Below are 25042 nucleotides of genomic sequence, written 5' to 3'. Positions count from 1 at the left end.
TCTCCCCTTCAATCTTATGTGAACAACTGTAAAGCTTTGTATGCAAAATGTATAGAGTAACCTACTAAAATAATACCTGCTCCGGCTGTTATGTAGCCAAGCGCTTTTGGTTTTAATAAAGTTCTTCCAAAATGTACAGAAAAAGCAATATTTAAATTCCATAAAATAATACCAACAATAATGCAAAGACTGTACAAAAAAGCTTCTTGTTTCGTTACCTTCGTAAGTAATGAGCTAAGTGTACTTCCGTATATACCAAACCAAAAAACAAGATTTAATGGATTGGATATCGCAATTAAAAATCCTGCCATAAACGATTGCTTAAGGCCACCTACCTCTTCTTTTTTATATTCCATATTCGAGTCGAAAATTCCTTGTTTTACACTTTGAAATCCTAAATAAAATAACAAGAAAAAACCCGTGCAATACATGAAGGCTTGTACATATGTATACATAAACACAGAAGATAAACCGAAATAAATGAGAAGCATAAATAAAACATCTGCAGTCATTCCACCAATTCCAACAACCCAAGCGTGCCAAAACCCACGTTCAATTCCTCGTTTTAACATTTCAATATTAATCGGCCCTACTGGCGCAGCTAATGATATACCTAATACGATTTGCTGTATAATTGCTCCAAACATCGCTCTATCCTTTCTACTCTCTTTACTACTAGTTAATGATGTAATTTAAAAAAATAGACTAGCTTTCATAATAAAATACCCTTTTTTATCCAAAATATACAAAAGAGCCATCTAGGTGATGGCTCTTACTTTTCTATCCTATGAAGAAAAGGACATTTCCCTTTTATTGGCTCTACATCGTCTCCTATGAAATATTGTTTCCATTCACGATGCTCTGGGTCACCATAATGACTAATGTTAGGATGTTTCGGCAATTGATCCCACTTTTCAACTCGCTCACGAACCATTTGTCTTGAATATGCTCCTTTAGGACGATCTCCCTCTAATCCATCAAAAATAGTGCGTGGCTGAAACCCAATAACGAGAGAATTCCCTAAATGTCTAGTTTTTCGTTGTTTATAAGCTGGCGCATTTCCAAATGCGAATATTGGCTCACCACCAAATGAAAATTCCCATAAATAATGGTCTGGATCTTCTGGAATTTGCTTTGGCCATGCTTGATTATCGTTTTCATGTAAATACTGTAACACTTTCCAAAAGGAATCACGGTAATATTCGAGTGGCTGTTCTTCACATTCCGGTTCTACAAAAAGGAAAAAGCCCCTTCTTACAATCGGCCTCTCTTTCATTAACTCTAAAAAAGATAACATTGTATGTGGTAAATGACTCCAATCATTATGAGAAAGAAATGAATAACGAAGTTCATTCTTTTTCAAAGCTGTTAAACCGAAATAACATGGAAAAGTTGGTTCTAACACAACATTTGAAAAAATCTCAAATTCTTTTGCAACCCAATCCGGTATGTCGGTTCTCGTTCTCATTCCTTCATTATCTAATAAGTAAGACTTATTCATTCTTTCACCTCATTATGTATAGCATTCAATTAAGAATATTATATACTCAGCCTGTCCTATACCTATTTAAAAATTTGACTGAAAAATTATTTAAAAATACAAAAAAATAAAATCGCTTACTTGACTAAATTCTCCCAATTCGTGTATATTTAAATTAATCATTTAGCAGAATATTCAAGAATATAGCATTTTTAGTTTATATTATTTTTTTAAAATGAATTTCACTAAATGAAAATAGTAAACGCTTTTAGGAGGAATTGTAACATGCAAGGAAAAGTAAAATGGTTTAACAACGAAAAAGGTTTTGGATTTATCGAAATGGAAGGCGCTGACGATGTATTCGTACATTTCTCTGCTATTCAAGGCGACGGCTACAAAGCTTTAGAAGAAGGTCAAGAAGTATCTTTCGACATTACTGAAGGTAACCGCGGACCTCAAGCTGCTAACGTAGTAAAACTTTAATCCAACATATAACAGGAGGTTACCTTACTTGGTAACCTCCTTTGTTATTCCTTTGTATATTTCCGTTTTACAGAGCAAAAACTATGTGAAATGCGCACTATACAAAGGAGGAATTATTAATGGGATCAGAAGTAAATGATTTTGAAGAAGTGAAATTCCGTGTAGAAACAGCACAAAAAATGGTAGGATCAGCAACAATTTCAATGGATCCAGATACATTAGAACATGCTACTACTGCTGTAGAAGCAGCTCGCTCTCAGCTTGAAATTATGAAATCTGTTGCAACTGATTTAGATGAGCCATTTTTAATGAATGAGGAAAAAAAATTAAATAAATGTGAGCATCAACTAAACGAAGCAAGACACTAAAAAACATCCAGAGAATTTTCTCTGGATGTTTTTTCATGACAACTGTTCCCCATACTTTTTCAATGTTTCTCCCACTGTACATTGCCTTATACAAAATGAATGAGCGTAATACTTACTATTTGTCTTTCGATTATGTTCTCGCAAAAAACATCCTTCACAATACGTTTCTAATAAGTCATTTACCTCTGTAATGAGTTGCTTTTTATCCACCTTTGCACCTCTCTATTCGGTTATTTCTTTATGACTATCAATACTTGTTCCTTCTAATGCTTGCGTAGCTAATTGATGTGCTTCTTTATTTTGTTTTCTAGATATCGGCTCACATATAAGTTTTAATTTCATTTGCTTCGCCTTTTGCTCAATTTGGTCTAAATAATGATTTAAATGTTCATCATAACAAGGCCATTCTCCGGCTAATTGCTGCAGTACCACTTGTGAGTCTCCGCGAAGTGTAACTGCTTCATACTTAATCCCTAGTTCCTCGAGTATATTCATACCGTATAATAATGATGCATATTCCGCTTCATTATTATCATATATACCTTCTATATATGCATTGCGGCGAATGCGGTAGTTTGTATTTCCTTTTTTATAATACACACATATACCAACGCCAGCTTCTTTCGTTTGCACATCATACCCCCCATCAAAATAAACGAGTATTTCTTGGGGCTCTTCCTCTACTTGCTTACTTAACTTTTTCATCTCTTTTAATGACCATTCTGCGTCCATTTCATCGTAAAATAAAAGTTCCTTAGCTCTTCCTGTTTTCTCAAAATCCTCTGCAAATTGAAGTACTTCTTCTATGTTCATATACTCTGTTGTTAATTCCGTCTGCAATCCACGCTTCGTTTTATACAACCAATGAATTTTATATTTCATACTACATTCCCCTTATGTAAGACTTCTTATATATATCCGGCTAATTGAAGCCTCACTTTATTTTATTATATTTTATCTAGAGTCACAGCATTATATTCAATATGATTACATACAAAAAGAGCTATCCCTATAGGAATAGCTCTTTCATCTATTACATAAATCTTTCAAATTGTACTCGCTTATTAATCCAGTACATTACAGGCATACCGATCGCCATGACAACAAATTCACCAATTGCACAAGTTAACCAAGACAACATAAATGGTAAACCCAATGCAAGATGAAGTTCAATTGCAATCATAAACATTGTAATTGTAAAGATAACTGTATTAAAAATCATACGAGCCCAAACACCTTTAATAAATCGCATAGAAATAATCGTTGCAACTAACGCAAGAATAGATTGCCCTACTCCAAATACTAAATCGTAAGCGATCATAGGTGAGAAAAAGAGATTCGTTAAAAATACACCTAATACAATTCCGTAAATTGCTTTCTTGTTAAATACAACGAGATGATTAAACATCTCTGAAATACGAAATTGTACATTCGTAAAGCCAAATGGCTGAATAAGCATAGAAACAGCAATATATAATGCCGCTAAAATACCATTACCGACTAATGTTCTAATATTCATGACAAAATCTCCTTAGTTTTTTTACGTGGGATGGTTTCGAACCACGTTATTCGTTTTTTAAGCAACAAGATTATATTTTACGTGGTAGCCCCTCTTTCGTCAATAGATTCCTATCGTGAACTACCTTTTTTCTTTTAGACAACGTATAATAAAACATATGAAAGATTTAGGAGGTTTCACTTCATGACAGCAACAATTCAAAATGAAAAAGTGATCGTTTCCATTTCTGACAAAGGTGCAGAATTACAGAGCGTTCGCTTAAAAGAAGACAACATAGAATATTTATGGCAAGGTGATTCTACTTATTGGGGACGCCGTGCACCAATTTTGTTCCCAATTGTCGGTCGATTAGTAGATAATACATACTACGTAGACGGTAAACCATATTCATTAACACAACACGGTTTCGCCCGTGATCTTACTTTCTCTGTGAAAGAACAAAACGAAACAAAGATCACTTATACCGTTACTAGTAATGAAGAAACATTAAAAAAATACCCATACGAATTTGAATTACTCGTTTCTTATGAGCTAGATGGACAAAGTGTTCATGTAACATATGAAGTAAACAATCCTACTTCAAAAGAGATGTTCTTCTCAATTGGAGCACACCCTGGATTCAACTTCCCTTTATTGGACGGTGAATCATTTACAGATTATCACTTATCGTTTAATGGTTCGGAACGCTTAGAAACAAGCGTATTAGAAGGACCTTATCTTTCAAACAAAAAGCAATTAATCGCTGAAAATACGACTGAATTGCCACTTACATATGATTTATTCAAAAATGATGCACTTATTTTTGAACATATGAATACGAATGAAATTTCGATTCGTTCTCATAAACATAATAAATTTGTAAAAGTAGAATTTGATGGATTCCCATTTGTTGGCGTATGGACATCAGGGGATAACGCACCTTTCTTATGTATTGAACCTTGGTATGGCATCGCTGATGAAGTAAATCCAGCAAAAGATTTCAAGGACAAAAAGGGAATTCAATCTTTACAAGCGAATGAAACATTTACATGTCGTTACAGCATCACAATCGGATAACTACTCTATCCCCTACTTCAAAAAAATATTTAAGTAGGGGATCATCTTATAATTTGGAGGTTTCTCATTTTGATTGAAGTATATATTGATGGTGCATCAAAAGGAAATCCTGGTCCTTCTGGTGCAGGAGTGTTTATTAAAGGCGTTCAGCCACCTGTACAATTATCAGTACCACTTGGAACAATGTCCAATCATGAAGCAGAATACCGCGCTTTACTTCTAGCATTAAAATATTGCATCGAGCATAATTATAGCACTGTCTCTTTTCGTACAGATTCCCAGCTTGTCGAACGGGCTGTTGAAAAGGAATACGCAAAAAATAAAATATTTGCACCTCTTTTAGATGAAGCGCTGCAGTACATAAAAAACTTCGATCTCTTTTTTATTAAGTGGATTCCAAGTAGTCAAAATAAAGTAGCTGATGAATTAGCTAGAAAAGCTATCTTACAAAATTAACGGGGGTATGAGTGTGAAAAAAGAGTGGATTGCTCCTCTTGCTTTATTATTTGTCTCTTTTATTTGGGGAGCTACGTTTGTTGTCGTTCAAAACGCTATGTCTTTCGTTGGTCCATTTACGTTTAATGGTATTCGCTTTTTATTCGCTGGAATTATTTTATTATTCGTTCAAATTATTTTCTCACAGAAAACTTCAAAACAAGAATTAAAACATAGTAGTTTAGCTGGATTAATGGTTGGGTTCTTCTTATTTGTCGGCTATTTATTACAAACATTTGGCTTACTCTATACAACTTCTTCAAAAGCAGGTTTCTTAACTGGGCTAAGCATTGTTATGGTCCCAATCTTATCATTTATCTTTTTAAAACAAAAAGCCACCATGTTCATCATACTTGGTATTGCTGTAGCTACAACAGGTTTGTACTTATTAACAGCTGCTGATTCTTTCCAATTAAATATAGGAGATATACTTGTTCTTGGTTGTGCAGTCGCTTTCGCTGCCCATATTCTTATTAACGGCTTCTTTTCTAAAAAAATATCACCTTTATTATTAAGCACATCTCAAGTATTAGCTGTTGGTATATTTTCTTCTATTTGCGCTTTCTTGTTTGAAGATTGGGAAAAGTTATTTTCAGTATCACTATGGACGAATCAATCCTTTTTATTCGCACTCTTTCTAACTGCCCTGTTTGCAACATCTATTGCTTTTTTCATTCAAACATCGGCACAAAAACACACTTCTCCAACGAGAGTAGCAATTATTTTCGCAATGGAGCCCGTTTTTGCTGCATTAACAGGCGTTCTCGTTGCAAATGAACAACTTTCTATTTCTGCTATTATCGGATGTCTATGTATTTTTCTAGGCATGATTTTTGTTGAATTACCTTCCAAAACAAAAAAAGAAGCGCAGGCTGCGTGAAGTTACGCTTGTAACTTCCGCATAAAAGCCTTAGCGCTTTTTTTATCTGTAATTTCTTCCTCTTTCAATCGTTCTAATAACGCAACGAAATAACTACCATCAAACTGCAATTGATGTTTAATTGTCGCTTCTATTGCTGCGTTCACAATCCCATCAGACGCACCAGTATATCCTTGTCCAAACATAATAAACCCTTGTGCTTCCTCTGATAATTTAAATCCTTTCGTATGTAAGAATGAAAGATAATCTTCTACTGTTTGCATGTTATTCCCACCTACTCAAAAATTCTCCATCTCCTATCATACATGTTTTTACACGCTATGAGAATGAAATTTCTTTGACAACTTTGTAAATCAATCTTCTACTTCTCTTACAATGGAGGATTTTCTAACAATCTGAAGGAATATGTACAGTGGAACTTATTTCATATTAAAGGGGAGACACGATGAAACAAGCACTATTAATTATTGACGCTCAGCAAGAATTAATTGATGGAAATGAGCAAGAAAATGAAGTTTTTCGTAAAACCGAGCTATTATCTACACTAAATATAGCCCTGCAGAAAGCAATAGATTCAAATGCTCTTATTGTTTTCGTAAGAGACATCGATGTTGCTTCTGGTAGTGGCGAAGGATTTGAAGTACATAATCAAATTCAAGTACCCCAGTCTGCAATCTTTATTAATAAAGCAGCAACCAATTCATTCTACGGCACTTCTTTACTTGAACTTTTAAAAGAAGAAAACATTAATCATATTGTTATAGGCGGATGTAAAACAGAACATTGCATTGACACTGCCGTTAGGACAGCAACTGTACAAGGATTTGACGTTACATTAATTAAAAACGGGCATTCAACAACTGATTCTAACGTATTGTCTGCAGAGCAAATTATTGGTCATCACAATAAAACTTTACACGGTCATTATAACGTTGATCATTTTTCTATGGTGAGAGATATCGAGGAAGACCTCTTTCAGCCGACTCATGATCAATATCGTGATTAGCGAAAAAGAATCCTTCATTCAGAAGGATTCTTTTTCACCCAAAAATTTGTGCTGCAATGCTATATAACTCATTATTCCTTTTTAATAATTGACCGCTATTTTTCATCATAATTGGTGGTGTATTCACCTTTTTAAAACCAGCAATCTCTAATACTTTCATGAAATCTTTCTTTCCTTCTAGTACATCAATTCTTAATTTACCATTATGCCCTTTTGCTAAATCATGTACAATTCTCATTGCCATCTCATCATTTTTAGCAACAACCGGCCCTATTATCTTATTTTCTGGTGTTTGTATGCTTAAACCGTAACCTAATACATTTTGTTCCTTGTCCTTTACAACGATACACTGTTCACTTTGCATAATTCTTTTCTTTAAAAACTCTTTTCTATTTGTTCCAAACGCATATTCATCTATTTTTATTATTTTTTCTAAATCACCCTCTTCATAATTCACCACATAATCTTCATTTCTTACACAATAATGTTTCGCATTGTATGAGTTACATATGTATTTAGAAACATAACTTACTGCCCTAAATCCTAACTTTTCATATAAAGGTTTCCCTTCATCCGTAGCAATAAGCATAATTGGAGTATGAGCTGATACGCTTTTAACACACGCTTCCGTTATTATCTTTCCAATCCCTCTCCCCTTATAATCTGGATGTACAATCACCATTCCGATAGATGCTAATTTCTCCCCATATAATATTATTGCTGCGCTAGCAATTAGTTCCTCTTTCTCATTCCAAACACCGTATACAATCCCTGCGTTAAAAATAGTCTCAATTTCTTCTCTGTTATAATCCCAACCAATATAAGAAGATAATGATACAATATCGCCTATTTGTTCTTCCCTAAGACGCTCCAACCTAATTTCTAATTCACTCATACTCCATCCCCTTATCTAGACATTTAAATCATTATTACGAAATCAACTTGTACATGTTTCCCTTTATTTGTCACACACATATGTTATTTTGACCAAGACTATATTGTAAATGAGGTGACAACATGCCCATTACGAATCGATTTTCTACCACCACTAACGGCGCACTCGCTATTACAGGTAATACTTTAGGCTTAAGTAAAATCAGCAATCAAAACCGTGCTGGTACAATCGGGGCAATTGGTGCATTCGCAACTACGAATACTGCTTTACAAGTACCTACTTTTCCTGCTGGTACAACATTAAACTATACACAAAATAGTTCTACCGCTATTTTAAATATCCCTGCTGGTAGTACTATTCTTTACGCAGAACTCGTTTGGGGTGGAAACTATTTATCTCGTGATCAAAACATTACGAGTGTATTAGGAAACCCAGTTTCTTTTACAACACCTGTTTCAACATACTCGATTACTCCTTCAGCTGTTACGGCTTCAAATCAAACTTTCGTTTCAAACTCTATTACATTTGGCTTTTACACTCGTTCAGCAGACGTAACAACTCTTATTCAAGCGGGAGGTGCTGGTTCCTATACTACAGGAGCGGTTCCTGGACTTGTAGATCCTATAGATGCTTCTAATGGAACAATTAATTCGGCTGGATGGACGCTTATCGTCGCTTATCAAAACGGGACATTGCCAGCAAGAAACTTAACCATTTATGTAGCGGGTAACCGTGTTTCTGCTGATACCGGTAGTGCAGATGTAGCCGTTTCTGGATTTTTAACACCTTCAGGAGGACCTGTAAGCGGGAGATTATTTTTAAGTTCTATTGAAGGAGATGCAGATTTAATAGGGGATCAAGCATTATTTGGACCAAATTTCAGTTCATTAAATGCTTTATCTGGGCCAAATAATGCTGTAAATAATTTCTTCGGTTCTCAAGTTAATAATGCTGCAGGAAACTTAGATACAACTGGGACATTTGGAACGCGAAATCAAAGTGCTTCTACAGGTACAAACATCTCCGCTGGAAGACAGGGCTGGGATATTACTTCTATTGATATTTCTCCTTATTTAACAAACTCACAAGTATCCGCCGCAATCCGTTTAACTACTAACGGAGATGCATATATGTTAAATACAGTCGGCTTACAAATTAATATAAACTCCCCAAATATACAAGCAACGAAAAGCGTAAATAAAAGTATTGCTGCAATTGGAGATATTCTCACTTATACAGTTACTATCCCTAACACCGGGCTTCTTCCTGCCAATAACGCTATTTTTATAGATAGTCTCCCTAATGGTACTTCTTTTATACCCGGCACTGTAACAGTAGATAACGTACCACAAACAAATGCAAATCCTGCGGCTGGTATATCTCTTGGAACAATTAATAATGGTGCTTCTCGTATAGTAACTTTCCAAGCTACTGTCGTTTCTCTTCCAAGTCAAAATCCTATCTCTAACACTGCTAATATTACATTTCAATATACACCAATCGCCGGAGGAACAACTTTTAATGGTCTTGCAACAAGTAACTCTGCTGGAACACAAATTAACCTTGCAGATATTAATGGAACAAAATCAGTTAACAAACTTTTTACCGATATTGGTGAAACATTAACTTACAGTATTGCCTTAGCTAATATAGGAAATATCGCTGCAACGAATGTGATATATACGGATCCGATTCCTAGCGGGACTACTTTCATTCCAGGGAGTGTAACTGTGAACGGAGTTACTCAAGCTGGCGCAAATCCCGCTAATGGTATATCAATTGGATCAATTGCTGCAAATTCTACTACTACTATTTCATTCCAAGTGCTCGTTCCTTCTATCCCTCAAACAAACCCAATATTAAATAGTGGAACAACAACATATCAATACATTCCTGTATCTAATCAACCAGCAGTAAGTGGGACTGATACGACAAATATTGTCTCCACTCAAGTGAATAATGCTACTGTAACAATGACGAAAGCAGTAGATAAAAATTTTGCAGATATTGGTGATACACTAACGTACACCGTTTCCTTTACAGGTACAGGTAATACAAATGCGAACAATGTTATTTTTACAGATGTCATCCCTACTGGAACAACTTTCGTTCTAAACAGTTTAACAATAGATGGCACGACACAAGTGGGTGCAAATCCCGCTACCGGCGTGAACATTGGATCCATCCCAAGCGGCACAATAAAAACTGTTGCATTTCAAGTAGTAGTAAACACAATACCCGCGTCAAATGTCGTATCTAACGGATCAAGCGCTTCTTATCAATATACCGTCAACCCTAGCCAATCTCCCGTTACAAAAAACATTTCTTCTAATCTCGTTTCCACTCAAATTAACAATGCGAATGTAACATTAACAAAATCAACTAACAAACAATTTGCCACAATTGGCGAAACGATAAGTTATACAATCCTTATTACAAACAGTGGAAATGCAGCCGCTAATAACGTTCAACTAACAGATCCACTTCCAAACGGAACGATATTGACTCTTGGTACTGTAACACTAAACGGAGTTTTGCAGAATGTAGATTCTCTCGTTGCTTTACCTATCGGCACAATTCCTGGTGGAGCTACTTTTACCTTATCCTTTCAAGTAACAGTCATTAACATTACTGCCCAAAACCCTATTATTAATAATGCTTTCGCCTCTTATATTTACACTGTAAATCCAAGTTTGCCACCGACTTCAAAAACAGCAAATTCTAATTCTGTTACATCAACAATTAGACTAGCAAATCTCCACGTTAATAAATCTGTAGATAAAACGTTTGCGGAAGTTGGCGATGTATTAACTTACACCTTTGCTCTTACTAACGATGGAAATGTTGCAGCGAACAATGTATTACTATCTGATTCAATTGCGAATGGAACCGCCTTTGTCCCAAACAGCGTTATAGTTAACAGTGTTACTCAGCCAGGCGTTACACCAGCTAGCATCAATATTGGTAGCATCAATGCTAATACTACAATTACAGCTTCATTCCAAGTAGTAATAACTAGCATTCCAAATCCAAACCCTATTTCAAATAGCGCTTCCATCTCCTATAACTTTATCGTTGATCCAAACACTTCACCTGTAAGTAAGAACACTACTTCAACCACTACATTTACTCAAGTAAACGATGCAAATGTCATTTCAGCCAAAACAGTGGATCGAGCGTTCGCTACCGTAGGGGATATATTAACTTATACTGTTACTTTGACGAATGCAGGAAGTGTTTCTGCTGATAGCCCTACTTTCGTAGATACGAATCCAGACGGTACTACCTTTATTCCAAACACTTTTCTTATTAATGGTGTACTTCAAAATAACGCAGATCCAAATATAGGTGTTCCGCTACCTTCCATTGCTGCTAACGGTTCACTTACCGTCTCTTATCAAGTAACCGTCACCTCTTTACCAACACAAAATCCAACATTAAATTCATCTAGTACACAGTATAGCTTTATTTTAAATCCGGGCGATCCACCAACTATAGAAACATCTGTAAGTAACACTGTAAGTACACAAATTAATTTAGCAAATGTCGTTATTGTCAAAGAAGTAGATTTAACTATCGCCGACGTCGGGCAACCAATCACATATACAATTTCTTTAGCTAATCTTGGCAATACTACAGCAAATAATGTTATTGTTACCGATATAATCCCTAATGGCACCACTATCGTTCCAAATAGTATTTTTATAGGTGGTGCTTTACAACTAGGTGCAGACCCTAGTGCCGGTCTTCAAGTGGGCTCCATTCCTTCGGGTGGTTTTACAACGATTGTGTTTCAAATAAGTGCAAATGGGCTACCTTCACCAAACCCAATTCAAAACAGCGCTGCACTTCAATATAGCTTTATCGCTGATCCAAACTTACCTGCTCTCGTTAGAAACACTGCTAGCAATATAGTAACTACACAAATTAATACTGCTAATATCATTGCTACAAAACTAACGAGTACGAACTTCGCTGATGTCGGTGATGTCATACTATATGCGACTATTTTAACGAATAACGGGAATATCCCTGCTGCTAATGTAACATTTACAGATATCATTCCAGCGGGTACCCTCTTCATTCCTAATACTGTAACGATTAATAATGTCCCTATAGCTAATGCAAATCCTGCTAACGGCATTTCGATTGGTACGATAGGAGCGAATTCATCACGCACTGTTGCATTTCAAGTTTTTGTACCAACTATCCCTGCTGTAAACCCAATTACAAATCAATCAAGCACAACATTCCAATATACGTATGATCCATCCAAACCTGCTGTGATGCAGATGGTTGCTTCTAACACTGTACAGACAACTATTAATAACGCCTCAATTGCCGCTACTAAATCTGCAGATAAACAGTTTGCTAACGTAAATGATATTATTACGTACACGACTACTTTAACGAATAACGGGAACACACTTGCATCAAATGTAATATTTACAGATGTAATTCCAAACGGAACATCGTTTATTCCTAATAGTGTTACTGTAAATGGGAATACACTGCCTAATGTCAATCCAGCAAGCGGAATTGCAATCGACCCAATAAATCCGAATGCAAATACAATCATCTCATTCCAAGTACAAGTAAATTCTATCCCGAATCCAAATCCAATCCCGAACCAAAATAATACAACGTACCAGTATGTCGTAGATCCTAACTTACCTCCAGCATCCGCCAATACGTTAAGTAACGTAATAACAACTCAAATTAATAACGCTACTATTGTCGCTACTAAGTCTGTGAATACACCGACAGCTGCAATTGGTGATATTGTTACTTATACGATTGCAGTAACAAATACAGGTAATATCCCTGCTAGTGCAACTGTTTTAACAGATGGGCTTGGCGCAGGAGCTTCATTTATCCAAAACTCCGTAACGATCAATAATGTTCCACAACCAGGATTAGATCCATCACTTGGTGTTCACTTGGCAGATATTTCGCCAGGAGATACTGTATTCATTACTTTTCAAGCACAAATTTTAGCGATACCACCTAGTGGCACATTAACAAATAATGCTCTTGTAAATTATGAATATACCGTAAATCCAAACCAATCTCCTGCTGTTGGTAGCACTGTAACAAATACAACAGTTACACCAATTATTGACGCTACTTTAGTAATAAATAAAAGCGCTAGTACAACTTTCGCTACAATTGGTGATACAATTACATTCACTTCAGCTGTTACAAACAACGGAAATACTACTGCGAACAACATTATTTTTACTGATACAATTCCAAACGGTACTACCTTTATCCCAAATAGCTTTAAGATAAATGGTGTAACCGTTCCGAATGCAAATCCACAAAACGGTATCAATATTGGTAACTTAAATTCAAATGCATCTGCTACACTCAGTTTTCAAGTAAACATTACAACACTTCCAAACCCTAATCCAATCCCGAATAAATCATCGCTTCAATATAGCTTTATTGTAGATATAAATGAACCGCCAGTTTCACGAACAGTTCAATCTAATAAAACCTTTACACAAGTAAATACTGCTTCTGTTATCGCAACAAAAACTGCAAGCAGTGCTTTTGCTGCTGTTGGAGATACAATTACGTATACAACTACCCTCACCAATAGCGGAAATACTGCCGCAAACACACCTGTTTTTATCGATATATTACCACCTGAACTTTCATTCGTTCCTGATAGCGTACAAATTAATACCATCCCACAACTTGGATTTAGACCAGATAGCGGGATTTCTTTAGACTCAATTCCAGTTGGAGGAACGACAACAATTAGCTTTCAAGCTATCGTTGGCTCAATACCAGTTACAAATCCAACTTTGAACCAGTCTAGCACGACATACTCGATCATTGTTGATCCTACCCAGCCGCCGGTGACAGAAACAGCTACAAGTAATCCAACTTTAGTTCAAATTAACGAAGCGATTATTCAGGCAACGAAAAGTGTGGATCGGCTATTTTCTGACATAGCACCTGGAAATTCATTTTTAACGTATACAGTTTTATTAGAAAATGTAGGAAACACAACTGCTACGAATATCATTTTTACAGATCCGATTCCAAATAACACAGTATTTATAGAAGATAGCGTTCGAGTAGGCGGAGTTTTATTACCTGGAGTAAATCCAGCTAACGGGATACCAATTGGAGATATTATTGCAGGAGATTTTATAAATGTTACCTTCCGTGTGCAAGTAGTTAGCATTCCAAATCCAATTTTCACAATTGGACCAGGCGGACCAAACTCACCGGTTGTAAACGGCGCTTCTATTGATTATAAATTTATGACAGGACCTAATTTACCACTTGTTTCACGAAATACGACATCTAATTCTGTTTCGACACAAATAAATTCTGGGGAAATTGTGGCAATCAAATCTGTAGATAAAACTTTCGCAACGATTGGTGATACAATTTCTTATACAATTACATTAAGTAACCCTGGAAATGTCACTTCACAAAATATAATTTTCACGGATACTTTACCTGATGGGACGACATTCATATCTGGCACTCTTACAAACGATTCTGGTACACAGCAAATCGGAAATCCATCTAACGGGATTCAGATTGGAAATATAAACCCAAATGGAACGGCCGTGATTACTCTCAACGTACTTGTTACAAACATTCCAAGTATAAATCCAATTTCTAATTTTAGTTCTGTACAATTTGCACATGTAGTTGATCCTAGCCAACCTGCCGTAACACAAACGAACGTATCTAATGCTGTTTCGACAACAATTAATAGTGCAATATTAACGACCCAAAAAAGCGTTGATAAATCTATCATTTCTGTTGGAGATACGATTACGTATACAACAACTATTACAAATACAGGAAATACGACTGCAACGAATATTACTTTCACGAGCGCAATTCCAGCTAACACTACCTTTATACCAAACTCAGTCAAAATAAATGGGGTTCAGCAATCTGGTGCGCAACCAGCACTTGGAGTAACTATACCAAATATCGCTCCTGGTGAAACAGTAACCGTTACTTTCCAAGCAAATGTTCTTTCTGTTCCCCCTTCAAGTTCGATTATGGGTAATGACACAATTTTATATTCTTATACTGTCGATCCAAACGGAACTCCTATTACAACTTCTACTTCAACGAATATTGTTACAAACCCGGTACTAGATGCTATGATAACGATGGTAAAATCGGTCGATCAAACAATTGTAACACTAGGTGATACCATTACCTATACAACCATTCTAACGAATAATGGCAATACAAATGCAACGAATATTACTTTCACTGATCTTATTCCAGACGGCACAACGTTCATTCCGAATAGTGTCACAATCAATGGCAGTACACACATCGAACTCGATCCTAATACAGGTATAACAATCGGATCAATTGCTCCTAACAACTCAATATCTATCGCATTTCAAGTTACTGCTACTTCTACACCAAACCAAAATCCTGTAGCCAATTCCGCTACTGCTTCTTACACATTTATCGCTGATCCAAATGCACCGATCGTTTCAAGAAACGTTACTTCAAACACAGTGTTTACTACGATTAATACAGCTAACATTCTTTCATTAAAACAAGTCGATAAATCCTTTAGTCGTATTGGAGACACACTCACTTATACTGTCGTTTTAACAAACAATGGAAACTCATCTGCACAAAATGTTATATTTACAGATACAGTGCCAAACGTCACTACATTTATTGCAAACACATTTTCTATTAATGGAGTTCCTCAAAGTGGGGCGGATCCATCGAACGGTGTGAATATTGGGACAATAACAGCCGGGACTACAGTAACAGTTTCGTTCCAAGTTACTGTAACATCATTACCAACCCAAAACCCAATTGTAAATTTCTCATCAACATCGTATCAATTAGTCTCACCGCCTGATGCAGAAACTTCAATTAGTAATCCTGTTTCAACCCAAATTAACGAAGCAATATTGTCTATGACGAAAAATGAAAGTGTATCCTTTGCAGATATCGGGCAAACTGCTTTTTATACTACTTCTATTACCAATGTAGGCAATACCGATGCAACTAATATTGTATTCACAGATGCATTACCAAGTGGACTCACATTTGTTCCTAACACATTAACTATCGATGGCGTTTTACAACCTAACGCGGATCCAAATACAGGTGTATTACTTGCAACACTTCCACCAAATGAAATATATAGTATCGTCTTTCAAGTTACAGTAAACAATATTCCCCCTAGTAACCCAGCACCAAATACAGCATCAACGACGTATGAATTTACTGTTGATCCTGTTAATCCTCCCGTTTCAAGTGCAGCTACTTCCAACACTACACTCCTTCAAATAAACAACGCAACTATTATTAGCACCAAAACAGCAGATCTTACTTTTGCGGATGTTGGTAATACAATAACATTTACACTTAACCTTCCTAATACCGGAAATGTGACCGCAACTGATGTAACTATTATCGATATTCTTGATAGCAATTTAAGTTTCGTTCCAAATAGTTTCACAGCTAATGGGCAAATCATTCCAAACGCCGATTTATCAACTGGTGTAAATATTGGTTCCATTAATGCTGGTAATACGGCAATCGTTACATTCCAAGCAACTGTTATTACACTTCCAACACTTAATCCCATTTCTAACTCTGCTTCTACCACATATCATTATGTCGTTGATCCTAGCCAGCCACTTATTACAACTTCCAATCAATCTAATACAACGACAACACAAATTAATAGCGCTATCCTTACTGCACAAAAAAATTCAAATGTATCTACGGTAGATATCGGGCAGGATATTACCTACACCGTTACAATTACAAATAGCGGAAATGTAAGTGCAACGAATGTTATTTTTACCGACCTTATTCCAGACGGAACTTCCTTTGAACCGAATAGCTTTACACTGAACGGAACTAGCATCCCAAATGCAGATATCATTACAGGCGTTCCAATCGGTGATATCGCGCCAAACGAATCTGTCATCGTAGCATTTAACATTATCGCCAATGAAATTCCGCCTATAAATCCAATTACTAATCAAGCTAGCGTTAGCTTTCAACATATCGTTAATCCAGCTAATCCCCCAGTTTCAAAAAACATTATTTCTAACAACGTTACAACAAAAATTGAAAGTGCTATTTTAAATACTATTAAAATAGGAGATAAAACTTTTGCAACGATTGGTGATACGATTACGTATACAACGACTATTACGAACACAGGCAATATTCCTGCTAACAACGCTATATTCTCAGACCCTTTACCATCGTGGACACAATTTGTTGCAGGATCAGTTATTGTTGATGGCACTCCATTACCATCCGCTTCGATTATTAACGGTGTTGGCATAAATACAATCAATCCAAATCAAACTGTTACAATCATATTCCAAGTACAAATCGTAAGTAATCCAACAACGTTCACACCTGAACTCCAAAACTTAGGATTTGTTAACTTCCAATATAACGTAGGCAATGCATTACTGGATCAACCTGGAAATGTGGAAACGAATGTCTTCGTTACTTCTATTAATACAGCAATACTTTCAGCTGTAAAAACTGCTAATACAGCCTTTGCAAATATTGGAGATACGATCACTTATACAGTTTTGATTCAAAATAGCGGCAATACAAACGCTACGAATGTAAATTTCTCAGACCCAGTTCCAGCAGGAACAACCTTTGTTGAAAATAGTTTTGCTGTAAATGGAAGTACCATTCCAGGTGCAAATCCAAATAACGGAGTGAATATCGGAACAATTAGCTCGGATAGTTCCTTAACCGTTACTTTCCAAGTCATAGTTACATCAACTCCACCTTCAAATCCGATTACAAACGTAGCATCTATTCAATACACATTCATCGTTGATCCGGCCTCTCCTCCTGTTACAGGCACGATAAATTCTAATAGCGCTTCAACACAAATTAATAACGCGACTGTTACAACTGTTTTACAAGCAAATCGTTCAATTGTGTCTATCGGGGATGTAATTACGTATACAGCAACATTAACGAATACTGGAAACTTCCCTGCAAACTCTGTATTACTCATTAACGGCGTTCCTGAAGGAGCATTATTTGTTCCAAATAGTGTTACGCTCAACGGGATTTCACTTCCAGATGCAAGTCCAACTCTCGGTATTCCCGTTGGTATTATCGCACCAGGTGATTCCGCTACTATTACGTTCCAATTTCTTGCAAGTTCTATTCCACCACAAGGAGCAATTATAAATCAAGCACTTACAAGTTACACGTATATTGTCGATCCAAGTCAACCTCCTGTTACAGCAACATCCTCGTCTAATACGGTTAATACAGCTGTTGTTGATGCATCATTATCCGTAATTAAAAGTACAGATTCTCTCGTACAATCTACTGACGGTACAATCACTTACACAGTAGTCGTTCAAAATAACGGAAATACTACTGCAAATACAGTTACTTTAACAGATTTGGTCCCCGAAGGAACTGCCTTTATTCCGAATAGCGTAACTATTAATAGCGTTTCCGTTCCAGATGCTGATCCTAACGTAGGAATACCATTAAACTCCATCACACCGTCAGAAATCGTCACTGTAACATTCCAGGTTATCGTTCAATCTATTCCAAGCGTAAACCCAATTTCTAATACAGCCCGTATTGACTATACTTTTATCGCCGATCCAACTGCTCCTATCATCTCTCGAACAATTACGTCTAATCCTGCTTTCACACAAATTTCGGATGCGACTATCCTTTCTTTAAAAGCAGTCAATGCACAGCAAGCAACAACAGGTGATATTTTGACTTACACAATAACACTAGAAAATACAGGAAATATTCCAGCTACTAATCTCATATTTTCAGATACGATCCCCCAAGATACTACATTCGTAGAAAATAGTTTTACACTTAACGGAACAACTATACTTGATGCCAATCCAAATGTAGGTGTTACTTTACCTACTTTAGCAGCAAACGCTACTCACCTTATTTCGTTCCAAATTCTTATTAACGATTCATTCTCCCAAGAATCGATTACAAATCAATCCAATACAACATATACAATCCAACCAGACCCAGGGCAACCGCCTATTACTGAAACATCTACTAGTAATATCGTTATTACAAATTTCGTGCAAGCACAATTGGCAATTACAAAAACATCCAATCCAACAACTGTAGATATCGGTGGAACTATACTTTATATTTCTGAAGTGAAAAATATCGGTAATGTTGACGCAATAAATATTAATTTCACAGATTCTATCCCTGCTGGGACTACATTCGTTCCCGATAGTGTCACAATTAATGGTGTCCTTCAGCCAGGTGTAAATCCTGAAAACGGAATACCGATTGGAACAATTCCAGCAAACAGTTCCAAAACGATACTATTTCAAGTGCAAACAAATAATCCACCGAATGAAACTGAAATTGTAAATCAATCTTCAGCAACTTACCAATATGTAAGTATTCCTACAGCCCCACCAGTAAATCGCTCTGCAAATTCTAACATTGTTACAACATCACTTCAAAATGCAAATATTATTTCTGTTAAAAGTGCGGATGTAAATTTCGTATCAATCGGGCAAATGATTACCTACACAAATACACTTCAAAATATAGGAACCGTTCCGGCTAACAATATCGTGTTCATTGATAACATTCCAGAAGATACTATATTCATTGAAGATAGCTTAGCAATAAATAATGTAATTCAGCCTGGCGTGAATCCTGAAAACGGAGTAACTCTCGGCACGATACAACCAAATGAAACAGTCACTATTTCATTCCAAGTACAACTTACAAATATACCAGAGGGCAATACAGTCATTAATATTTCAGACACTTCGTACGAATACCAAATTGACCCTAGTTCTCCAATTATTCAGCGTAGATCGTTATCAAATGCAGTAAATACTGAAGTGCGAACGGCAAATGTTAGTGCAATTAAATCCGCTAACAGATCCATTACACGTATCGGTCAAATCATCACATATACAGTCGCAGTTACAAACGCCGGTACAATACCTATTACAAATACTCTCCTACTTGACGCAATTGCTTCTGGCACCACATTCGTTCCAAATAGCATTCTTGTAGATGGCGTACCAAGACCTAACGAAAATCCAATTACCGGTATCAATCTTGATATAATTCTTCCAAATAATACGATTATTGTTACGTTCCAAGTAAGCGTAGTTTCTATACCGCCACAAAATAACATTAATAATATCGCCGTCATTCACTATGAGTATCGACCAGACCCAAGCACACCACCAATTTCAGAAACGACCTCTTCCAATGCTACAAACATACAATTTATTGATGCTATTCTTATTGCTACAAAATCTGCTAATACTGTATTAGCTACTATTGATGAAACCATTGAATATACAGTATTCATTCAAAATAATGGATCGGCTACAACTAACTCCATCTTTTTTACAGATACTATAGCAGATGGAACAGTATTTATTCCAGGAAGTGTAATAGTTAATAATACTGTACTTCCTGCAGCAGATCCGAATATCGGCTTTTCCATTCCTAATGTCGCAGCAGGTCAAATGGCTACAATAACATTCCAAGTTTCCGTTACGAATTTACCTACTGTAAATCCAACACCTAATACTGCAAACATCGCCTACGACTTTATTTTCAATCCTGACTTTGCACCAATTCAAAAATCTACTACTTCCAATACTACTTTCGTTCAAATTAATGATGCTGATATCGTTTCACTTAAAACTGTTGATTTAACCTCTGTAACGATTGGTGACATTTTAACTTATACAACAACTTTAACGAATACAGGGAATACGGATGCCACTGCTGTTGTATTTACAGACAATATACCTGATGGAACAACCTTTATTGACGGTAGCGTTTTAGTAAATAACATTCCTCAGCTTAACGCCAACCCAAGTGTAGGTATACTTGTGGGAACGATTGCTCCTAACATTTCTATCCCAGTCACATTTTCTGTTACCGTCGTAGCTCTTCCTGCTAGCGGTCATGTTCAAAATCAATCAACTTCTCGTTATACAATAAACGTGGAAGAACAAATATCGACTAGCAATATTACCTTCACTGAAGTTATTTCCGCTAATGTAATTGCGACAAAAACAACACCTATCCAATATGCTGACTTACAAACTATCATCCCTTATACAATTTCCATCATAAATAACGGAAATATACAAGTCGAAAACATTATTGTTACAGATATTATCCCAGCAAATACGAGCTTTATAGAGAATAGTGTTATCGTGAACGGCAACGCTCGGCCAAATGACAATCCTCTTAACGGTATACAAATTGATACCATTCCACCTAATACGACAGCAACTATTCTATTCCAAGTAAGGGTTACTTCGATTCCACAAACAAATCCAATCTCTAACACGAGTACAATTGAATATGAATACACGTTACCAGATCGACCACCTATTACCGAAACTATTACTTCATCAGCTGCCGCAACAGAAATTAATCACGCAAATTTGAATAGTAATAAAGCTGTTGACCTTGCATTTGCAACGGTTGGTGATACGTTAACGTATACGATTACACTAAATCAAACCGGTAATGTTGCAGTAAATGATGTAATCATTCAAGATATTATTCCTCAAGGTACTACGTTTATAGAAAATAGCGTCATTGTAAACGGAGAAACTCTTCCAGGAGTGAATCCAGTAAGCGGCATACCAATTGGTACTATAACTATTGGTGAAGATGCTATCGTTTCATTCCAAGTAACTGTGACTTCTATTCCAACACCAAATGAACTAAACAACAACGCAATTACTACTTTTAACTATATAGTCAACCCAAATAACGTACCTGTTACAAATACGACTACAACAAACACCGTCACAACTACTGTCCAAAATGATAATGTCATTGCGATAAAAGCTGTTGATTTCACAAGTGCCTTACCCGGTCAAACTTTAACGTATACCATCACGATTACTAATAATGGTAATATCATTATCGAAGACCTTCTTTTAGTAGACACAGCACCAGCAGATACGACATTTGTTATTGGTAGTGTTACGATTAACGGAATCAATCAACCTAATGCGAATCCGGAAAATGGTATTACGTTAGGAAATCTTGCTCCAAATGAATCTGTTATTATTACATTCCAAGTGACAATTTCTTCTTCTACTCTTCAATCTACAATCAATAACGATGCTACTATTTCCTATACGCCTATTGTCGGTCCAATCCAACCACCTATTACGATTACAAAGCAAATAAATACAGTTACAAAGCAAACAAATACCGTTACAACGACAGTCGTTGATCCGATGGTTGACATTGAAAAAACAGCTGACAAATCTATTGTCGTTATAGGAGATATCATTACATTCACATTAGCGGTATTTAATCACTCCCCAATTCCGACAATCAGTACTTCTGTTATAGACAGCATTCCAGCTGGTACAACATTTATAGAAAACAGCGTAACAATTAACGGTACTCCCGTTACAAATGTTCGTCCAGACACTGGTATTAATATCGGCTCTTTACCTGCAGATTCAGTAGCAACTATAACATTTCAAGTTCTCGTAACTTCTATTCCTTCAAACAGTACAATTATAAATTCTGCAACAGTTACCGCTGCCTTTCAATTGACACCACAGGATCCAATTATTACTTTCATTGTTAATTCAAATATTGTTCGTATACCAATTCAATTTATAACTGCAACAGTCACGAAAAATGCTTCCGTCAGCTCAGCTTATTTAAATCAATATTTTGATTACACGGTACGTATTACAAATACTTCCAAAATTTCACTCTCAAATATTTCTTTACAAGATACCATTCCAGCAGGTTTACAATTTATAAACGGCACTGTCTTTATTAACGGTGAACGCTCTCCACTAGCGAATCCGAATATCGGTTTCCTAGTTGCCACTAATTTGGAACCAAACGAAACAATTATCGTATTATTCACAGTACAAGTAATAAGTCCACCTGTTAATAATGAATTTAAAAATACGGCCAATATTTCGTTACAACTTCAAGTCTCCCCTACCGACCCACCAATTACAGTAACCGTTACAAGTAACGAAAACATCGTCACTTTTGTTCCAGAAAATCCAGATGAAACACTTCCAAATTTAAATTGCTTCTTTGACGGTGAACGCTTCATTCGCATTACTCCTCGAAATGTACGAAATTACCTTTGGACTTGGATTTGGTGGAAGTAATTGAAACAAAAAAGAGATTGTAGTTTGGTTGAAACCAAATTACAATCTCTTTTTCATTACCTATATCCCACTACGTTGTAACTCGTCCAAGGATATACAATTAAACAACATCTCAAGTTATCTTAGTCGTAATAAGTTGGCCAGCTTCATTAATAGTAACTTTCCATTTCACTCCACTAGCAGTCTTCATGATTATACCTTTACTTGCCTCTATTTCAATATCTCCAAACATTCTTCCGCCAGTTGTCGCTAACCAAGCGTTCCCGTTTTCCATAGAAGACCTTGCAAAAATACGATTAATTCGAAAACGCTTATGATCTTGAGAATAACCACTTAATGTAATTCTAACTTTATATAACTGACTCGCCTTCATATTCGATATAATTGTATCGCCAACATTTAATGGAACATCCAACGCGATAACCCAACTTCCAGTTGCGCTTAATGCATATTCAATTTTAATTTTCTTTGGGCTCTCTCCCCACCCAAAATACATTCCAAAACAATTTAACATTTGTATTGGTTTTTTCGTAAAATCCAGTTCAATTACAACTGGATTACTATCTGGAACGTCAATATAGTTTACACTTTGTTCATCTATTAAATTAAAGCAATTTGCGAGATTCCCCCCGTAAGGCACTTTCCCACTTACTTGCTTAATCGTATACTTCTGCTGAGCATTTACTAAAATATCATCTTGATTCCCTATTAAATGTGGTTTATTTAACGTAATCGGTAACTGAATTCGAAGAGATTCTTCATAGGTAGACTTACAAACATTGTATTGTCCTTTATCTACAATAGTTGTAGAAAGTAAATTTGAAAAAAGGTAGTTACGATGCGAATTAGAAGAAAATTCAATGACAATTTGTTCACTACTCATCCGGTACGTATCCCAAATCATACAATCAAATGTATTATACGCACCTGAGCAACGAATTGCTTTTTTCGTTTGTTGTCTACATTGCACTTGAATATCATGAAACGTATTTCCTGAACTTTCATTTGGCAAATCACTATTTCCATCTACTTCAATCCCATACACACATCCATCAATAAATATTGATTGAAATACATTGGCATTAATCCAGCAAGGTGTATTGATATCATCTATATACTCTGTTTTCAAATATATTGCAGTTTGAAAGTTTTTAATTTGAATAAATTTGACTTGAAAGAAACTAATATAATCCCATGCCTTTTGACAATAAAAATGTATAGCTTTTCCTTTATACGATGGAGTTGTATTTATTATATTTATATTTGATATAACAGATTGATTAGGTACTTCGATTTGTTGTGAACCAGAAACATAAATGACAGCCGATTGAAACAATGGATTTATAACTTGAATAGTACCACCAACTATCGAAGCGTTACTTTGTAGCTCAAATGCATTAAAATCCCCATCAATTTGCAGCGTTACGGTAGGATCTAACTCTAATCTTACGTTTGATTTAATAACAATCGGCTTTACAATTTTGTACGTATTTACCCCTGTAATTCTAACCGTCGAAATTCGATTCGCTACACAATAATCAATAGCTTGCTGAATTGCTAATGAGCTATCATTTCCCGAGTTTGGAACTGCGCCAAAACAATCAATGTGAACGCTACTTTCTGGCGCACAATCTTCTTGGGAAGAAATATATTCTGACAAAATAAATTCACTCCTCATATTACC

At 36.0% G+C, this 25042-nt stretch carries 15 protein-coding genes and 1 riboswitch; of the genes, 7 read left to right on the top strand and 8 right to left on the bottom strand.

The features are described from left to right. Positions 1 to 14: 14 nt before the first annotated feature. Together GD442_RS07845 and GD442_RS07840 are read right to left on the bottom strand one after the other, a co-directional pair. Complete coding sequence (locus GD442_RS07845; protein ID WP_000466562.1) at positions 15 to 647, bottom strand: LysE family transporter; 633 nt, start codon at positions 645 to 647, stop codon at positions 15 to 17. Between the two features lie 125 nt (positions 648 to 772). After that, on the bottom strand, positions 773 to 1501 hold the full coding sequence (locus GD442_RS07840; protein ID WP_001043767.1) for a YqcI/YcgG family protein: 729 nt from the start codon (positions 1499 to 1501) through the stop codon (positions 773 to 775). 264 nt (positions 1502 to 1765) lie between these two features. Here GD442_RS07840 and cspB point away from each other — a divergent pair, with 264 nt between their 5' ends. Both cspB and GD442_RS07830 read left to right on the top strand, forming a co-directional pair. After that, positions 1766 to 1963, top strand: coding sequence for a cold shock-like protein CspB (gene cspB, locus GD442_RS07835; RefSeq protein WP_001161731.1), 198 nt, complete (start codon positions 1766 to 1768; stop codon positions 1961 to 1963). A gap of 119 nt (positions 1964 to 2082) precedes the next feature. Then, complete coding sequence (locus GD442_RS07830) at positions 2083 to 2331, top strand: DUF2564 family protein (RefSeq protein ID WP_000534392.1); 249 nt, start codon at positions 2083 to 2085, stop codon at positions 2329 to 2331. A 33-nt stretch (positions 2332 to 2364) separates the two neighbouring features. Here GD442_RS07830 and GD442_RS07825 read toward each other — a convergent pair whose 3' ends face one another. From GD442_RS07825 to GD442_RS07815, 3 genes are all read right to left on the bottom strand, one after another. Then, positions 2365 to 2541 (bottom strand): zinc-finger domain-containing protein, encoded by a 177-nt coding sequence (locus GD442_RS07825; RefSeq protein WP_000358801.1) that lies wholly within the window; start codon positions 2539 to 2541, stop codon positions 2365 to 2367. 12 nt (positions 2542 to 2553) lie between these two features. After that, entirely contained in the window at positions 2554 to 3213 is a 660-nt protein-coding gene (locus GD442_RS07820) for a ribonuclease H family protein (RefSeq protein WP_000875547.1), read from the bottom strand. A 151-nt stretch (positions 3214 to 3364) separates the two neighbouring features. Further along, positions 3365 to 3850, bottom strand: coding sequence for a QueT transporter family protein (locus GD442_RS07815; RefSeq protein WP_001026474.1), 486 nt, complete (start codon positions 3848 to 3850; stop codon positions 3365 to 3367). 6 nt (positions 3851 to 3856) lie between these two features. Further along, positions 3857 to 3901: riboswitch (PreQ1 riboswitch) on the bottom strand. Between the two features lie 132 nt (positions 3902 to 4033). On the opposite strand from GD442_RS07815, the gene GD442_RS07810 reads away from it, so the two are divergent. From GD442_RS07810 to GD442_RS07800, 3 genes are all read left to right on the top strand, one after another. Next, on the top strand, positions 4034 to 4906 hold the full coding sequence (locus GD442_RS07810; RefSeq protein WP_000127391.1) for an aldose 1-epimerase family protein: 873 nt from the start codon (positions 4034 to 4036) through the stop codon (positions 4904 to 4906). Positions 4907 to 4975: 69 nt separating this feature from the next. Beyond that, positions 4976 to 5362 (top strand): reverse transcriptase-like protein, encoded by a 387-nt coding sequence (locus GD442_RS07805; protein WP_000573880.1) that lies wholly within the window; start codon positions 4976 to 4978, stop codon positions 5360 to 5362. Positions 5363 to 5375: 13 nt separating this feature from the next. Beyond that, positions 5376 to 6281 carry a DMT family transporter gene (locus tag GD442_RS07800; protein WP_000712612.1) on the top strand — a complete coding sequence of 302 codons (906 nt, stop codon included), beginning with the start codon at positions 5376 to 5378 and terminating at the stop codon, positions 6279 to 6281. Positions 6282 to 6283: 2 nt separating this feature from the next. Here GD442_RS07800 and GD442_RS07795 read toward each other — a convergent pair whose 3' ends face one another. Next, positions 6284 to 6544 carry a DUF6123 family protein gene (locus GD442_RS07795; RefSeq protein WP_001195212.1) on the bottom strand — a complete coding sequence of 87 codons (261 nt, stop codon included), beginning with the start codon at positions 6542 to 6544 and terminating at the stop codon, positions 6284 to 6286. Positions 6545 to 6726: 182 nt separating this feature from the next. On the opposite strand from GD442_RS07795, the gene GD442_RS07790 reads away from it, so the two are divergent. Then, complete coding sequence (locus GD442_RS07790; protein WP_000806320.1) at positions 6727 to 7287, top strand: cysteine hydrolase family protein; 561 nt, start codon at positions 6727 to 6729, stop codon at positions 7285 to 7287. A 34-nt stretch (positions 7288 to 7321) separates the two neighbouring features. Here the strand turns inward: GD442_RS07790 and GD442_RS07785 are convergent, their stop codons facing one another. Next, complete coding sequence (locus GD442_RS07785; protein WP_001292078.1) at positions 7322 to 8182, bottom strand: GNAT family N-acetyltransferase; 861 nt, start codon at positions 8180 to 8182, stop codon at positions 7322 to 7324. Between the two features lie 122 nt (positions 8183 to 8304). On the opposite strand from GD442_RS07785, the gene GD442_RS07780 reads away from it, so the two are divergent. Next, positions 8305 to 23358: a DUF7507 domain-containing protein gene (locus tag GD442_RS07780; protein ID WP_086407909.1), complete on the top strand. Its 15054-nt coding sequence runs from the start codon at positions 8305 to 8307 to the stop codon at positions 23356 to 23358. Between the two features lie 112 nt (positions 23359 to 23470). On the opposite strand, the gene GD442_RS07775 is transcribed toward GD442_RS07780, so the two are convergent. Then, positions 23471 to 25018 carry a glycoside hydrolase family protein gene (locus GD442_RS07775; protein WP_000006056.1) on the bottom strand — a complete coding sequence of 516 codons (1548 nt, stop codon included), beginning with the start codon at positions 25016 to 25018 and terminating at the stop codon, positions 23471 to 23473. Between the last annotated feature and the right edge of the window lie 24 nt (positions 25019 to 25042).

The sequence above is a fragment of the Bacillus sp. A260 genome (assembly GCF_009861435.1).
GTDB lineage: Bacteria > Bacillota > Bacilli > Bacillales > Bacillaceae_G > Bacillus_A > Bacillus_A cereus.
This window is presented reverse-complemented; position numbering and strand designations above follow the sequence as displayed.

Excerpts from the sequence above, each read along its gene's own strand:
- GD442_RS07780 (WP_086407909.1), top strand. The coding sequence starts at position 8,305 with ATGCCCATTACGAATCGATTTTCTACCACCACTAACGGCGCACTCGCT.
- GD442_RS07795 (WP_001195212.1), bottom strand. The coding sequence starts at position 6,544 with ATGCAAACAGTAGAAGATTATCTTTCATTCTTACATACGAAAGGATTT.
- GD442_RS07790 (WP_000806320.1), top strand. The coding sequence starts at position 6,727 with ATGAAACAAGCACTATTAATTATTGACGCTCAGCAAGAATTAATTGAT.
- GD442_RS07815 (WP_001026474.1), bottom strand. The coding sequence starts at position 3,850 with ATGAATATTAGAACATTAGTCGGTAATGGTATTTTAGCGGCATTATAT.
- GD442_RS07810 (WP_000127391.1), top strand. The coding sequence starts at position 4,034 with ATGACAGCAACAATTCAAAATGAAAAAGTGATCGTTTCCATTTCTGAC.
- GD442_RS07820 (WP_000875547.1), bottom strand. The coding sequence starts at position 3,213 with ATGAAATATAAAATTCATTGGTTGTATAAAACGAAGCGTGGATTGCAG.
- cspB (WP_001161731.1), top strand. The coding sequence starts at position 1,766 with ATGCAAGGAAAAGTAAAATGGTTTAACAACGAAAAAGGTTTTGGATTT.
- GD442_RS07845 (WP_000466562.1), bottom strand. The coding sequence starts at position 647 with ATGTTTGGAGCAATTATACAGCAAATCGTATTAGGTATATCATTAGCT.
- GD442_RS07830 (WP_000534392.1), top strand. The coding sequence starts at position 2,083 with ATGGGATCAGAAGTAAATGATTTTGAAGAAGTGAAATTCCGTGTAGAA.
- GD442_RS07840 (WP_001043767.1), bottom strand. The coding sequence starts at position 1,501 with ATGAATAAGTCTTACTTATTAGATAATGAAGGAATGAGAACGAGAACC.
- GD442_RS07785 (WP_001292078.1), bottom strand. The coding sequence starts at position 8,182 with ATGAGTGAATTAGAAATTAGGTTGGAGCGTCTTAGGGAAGAACAAATA.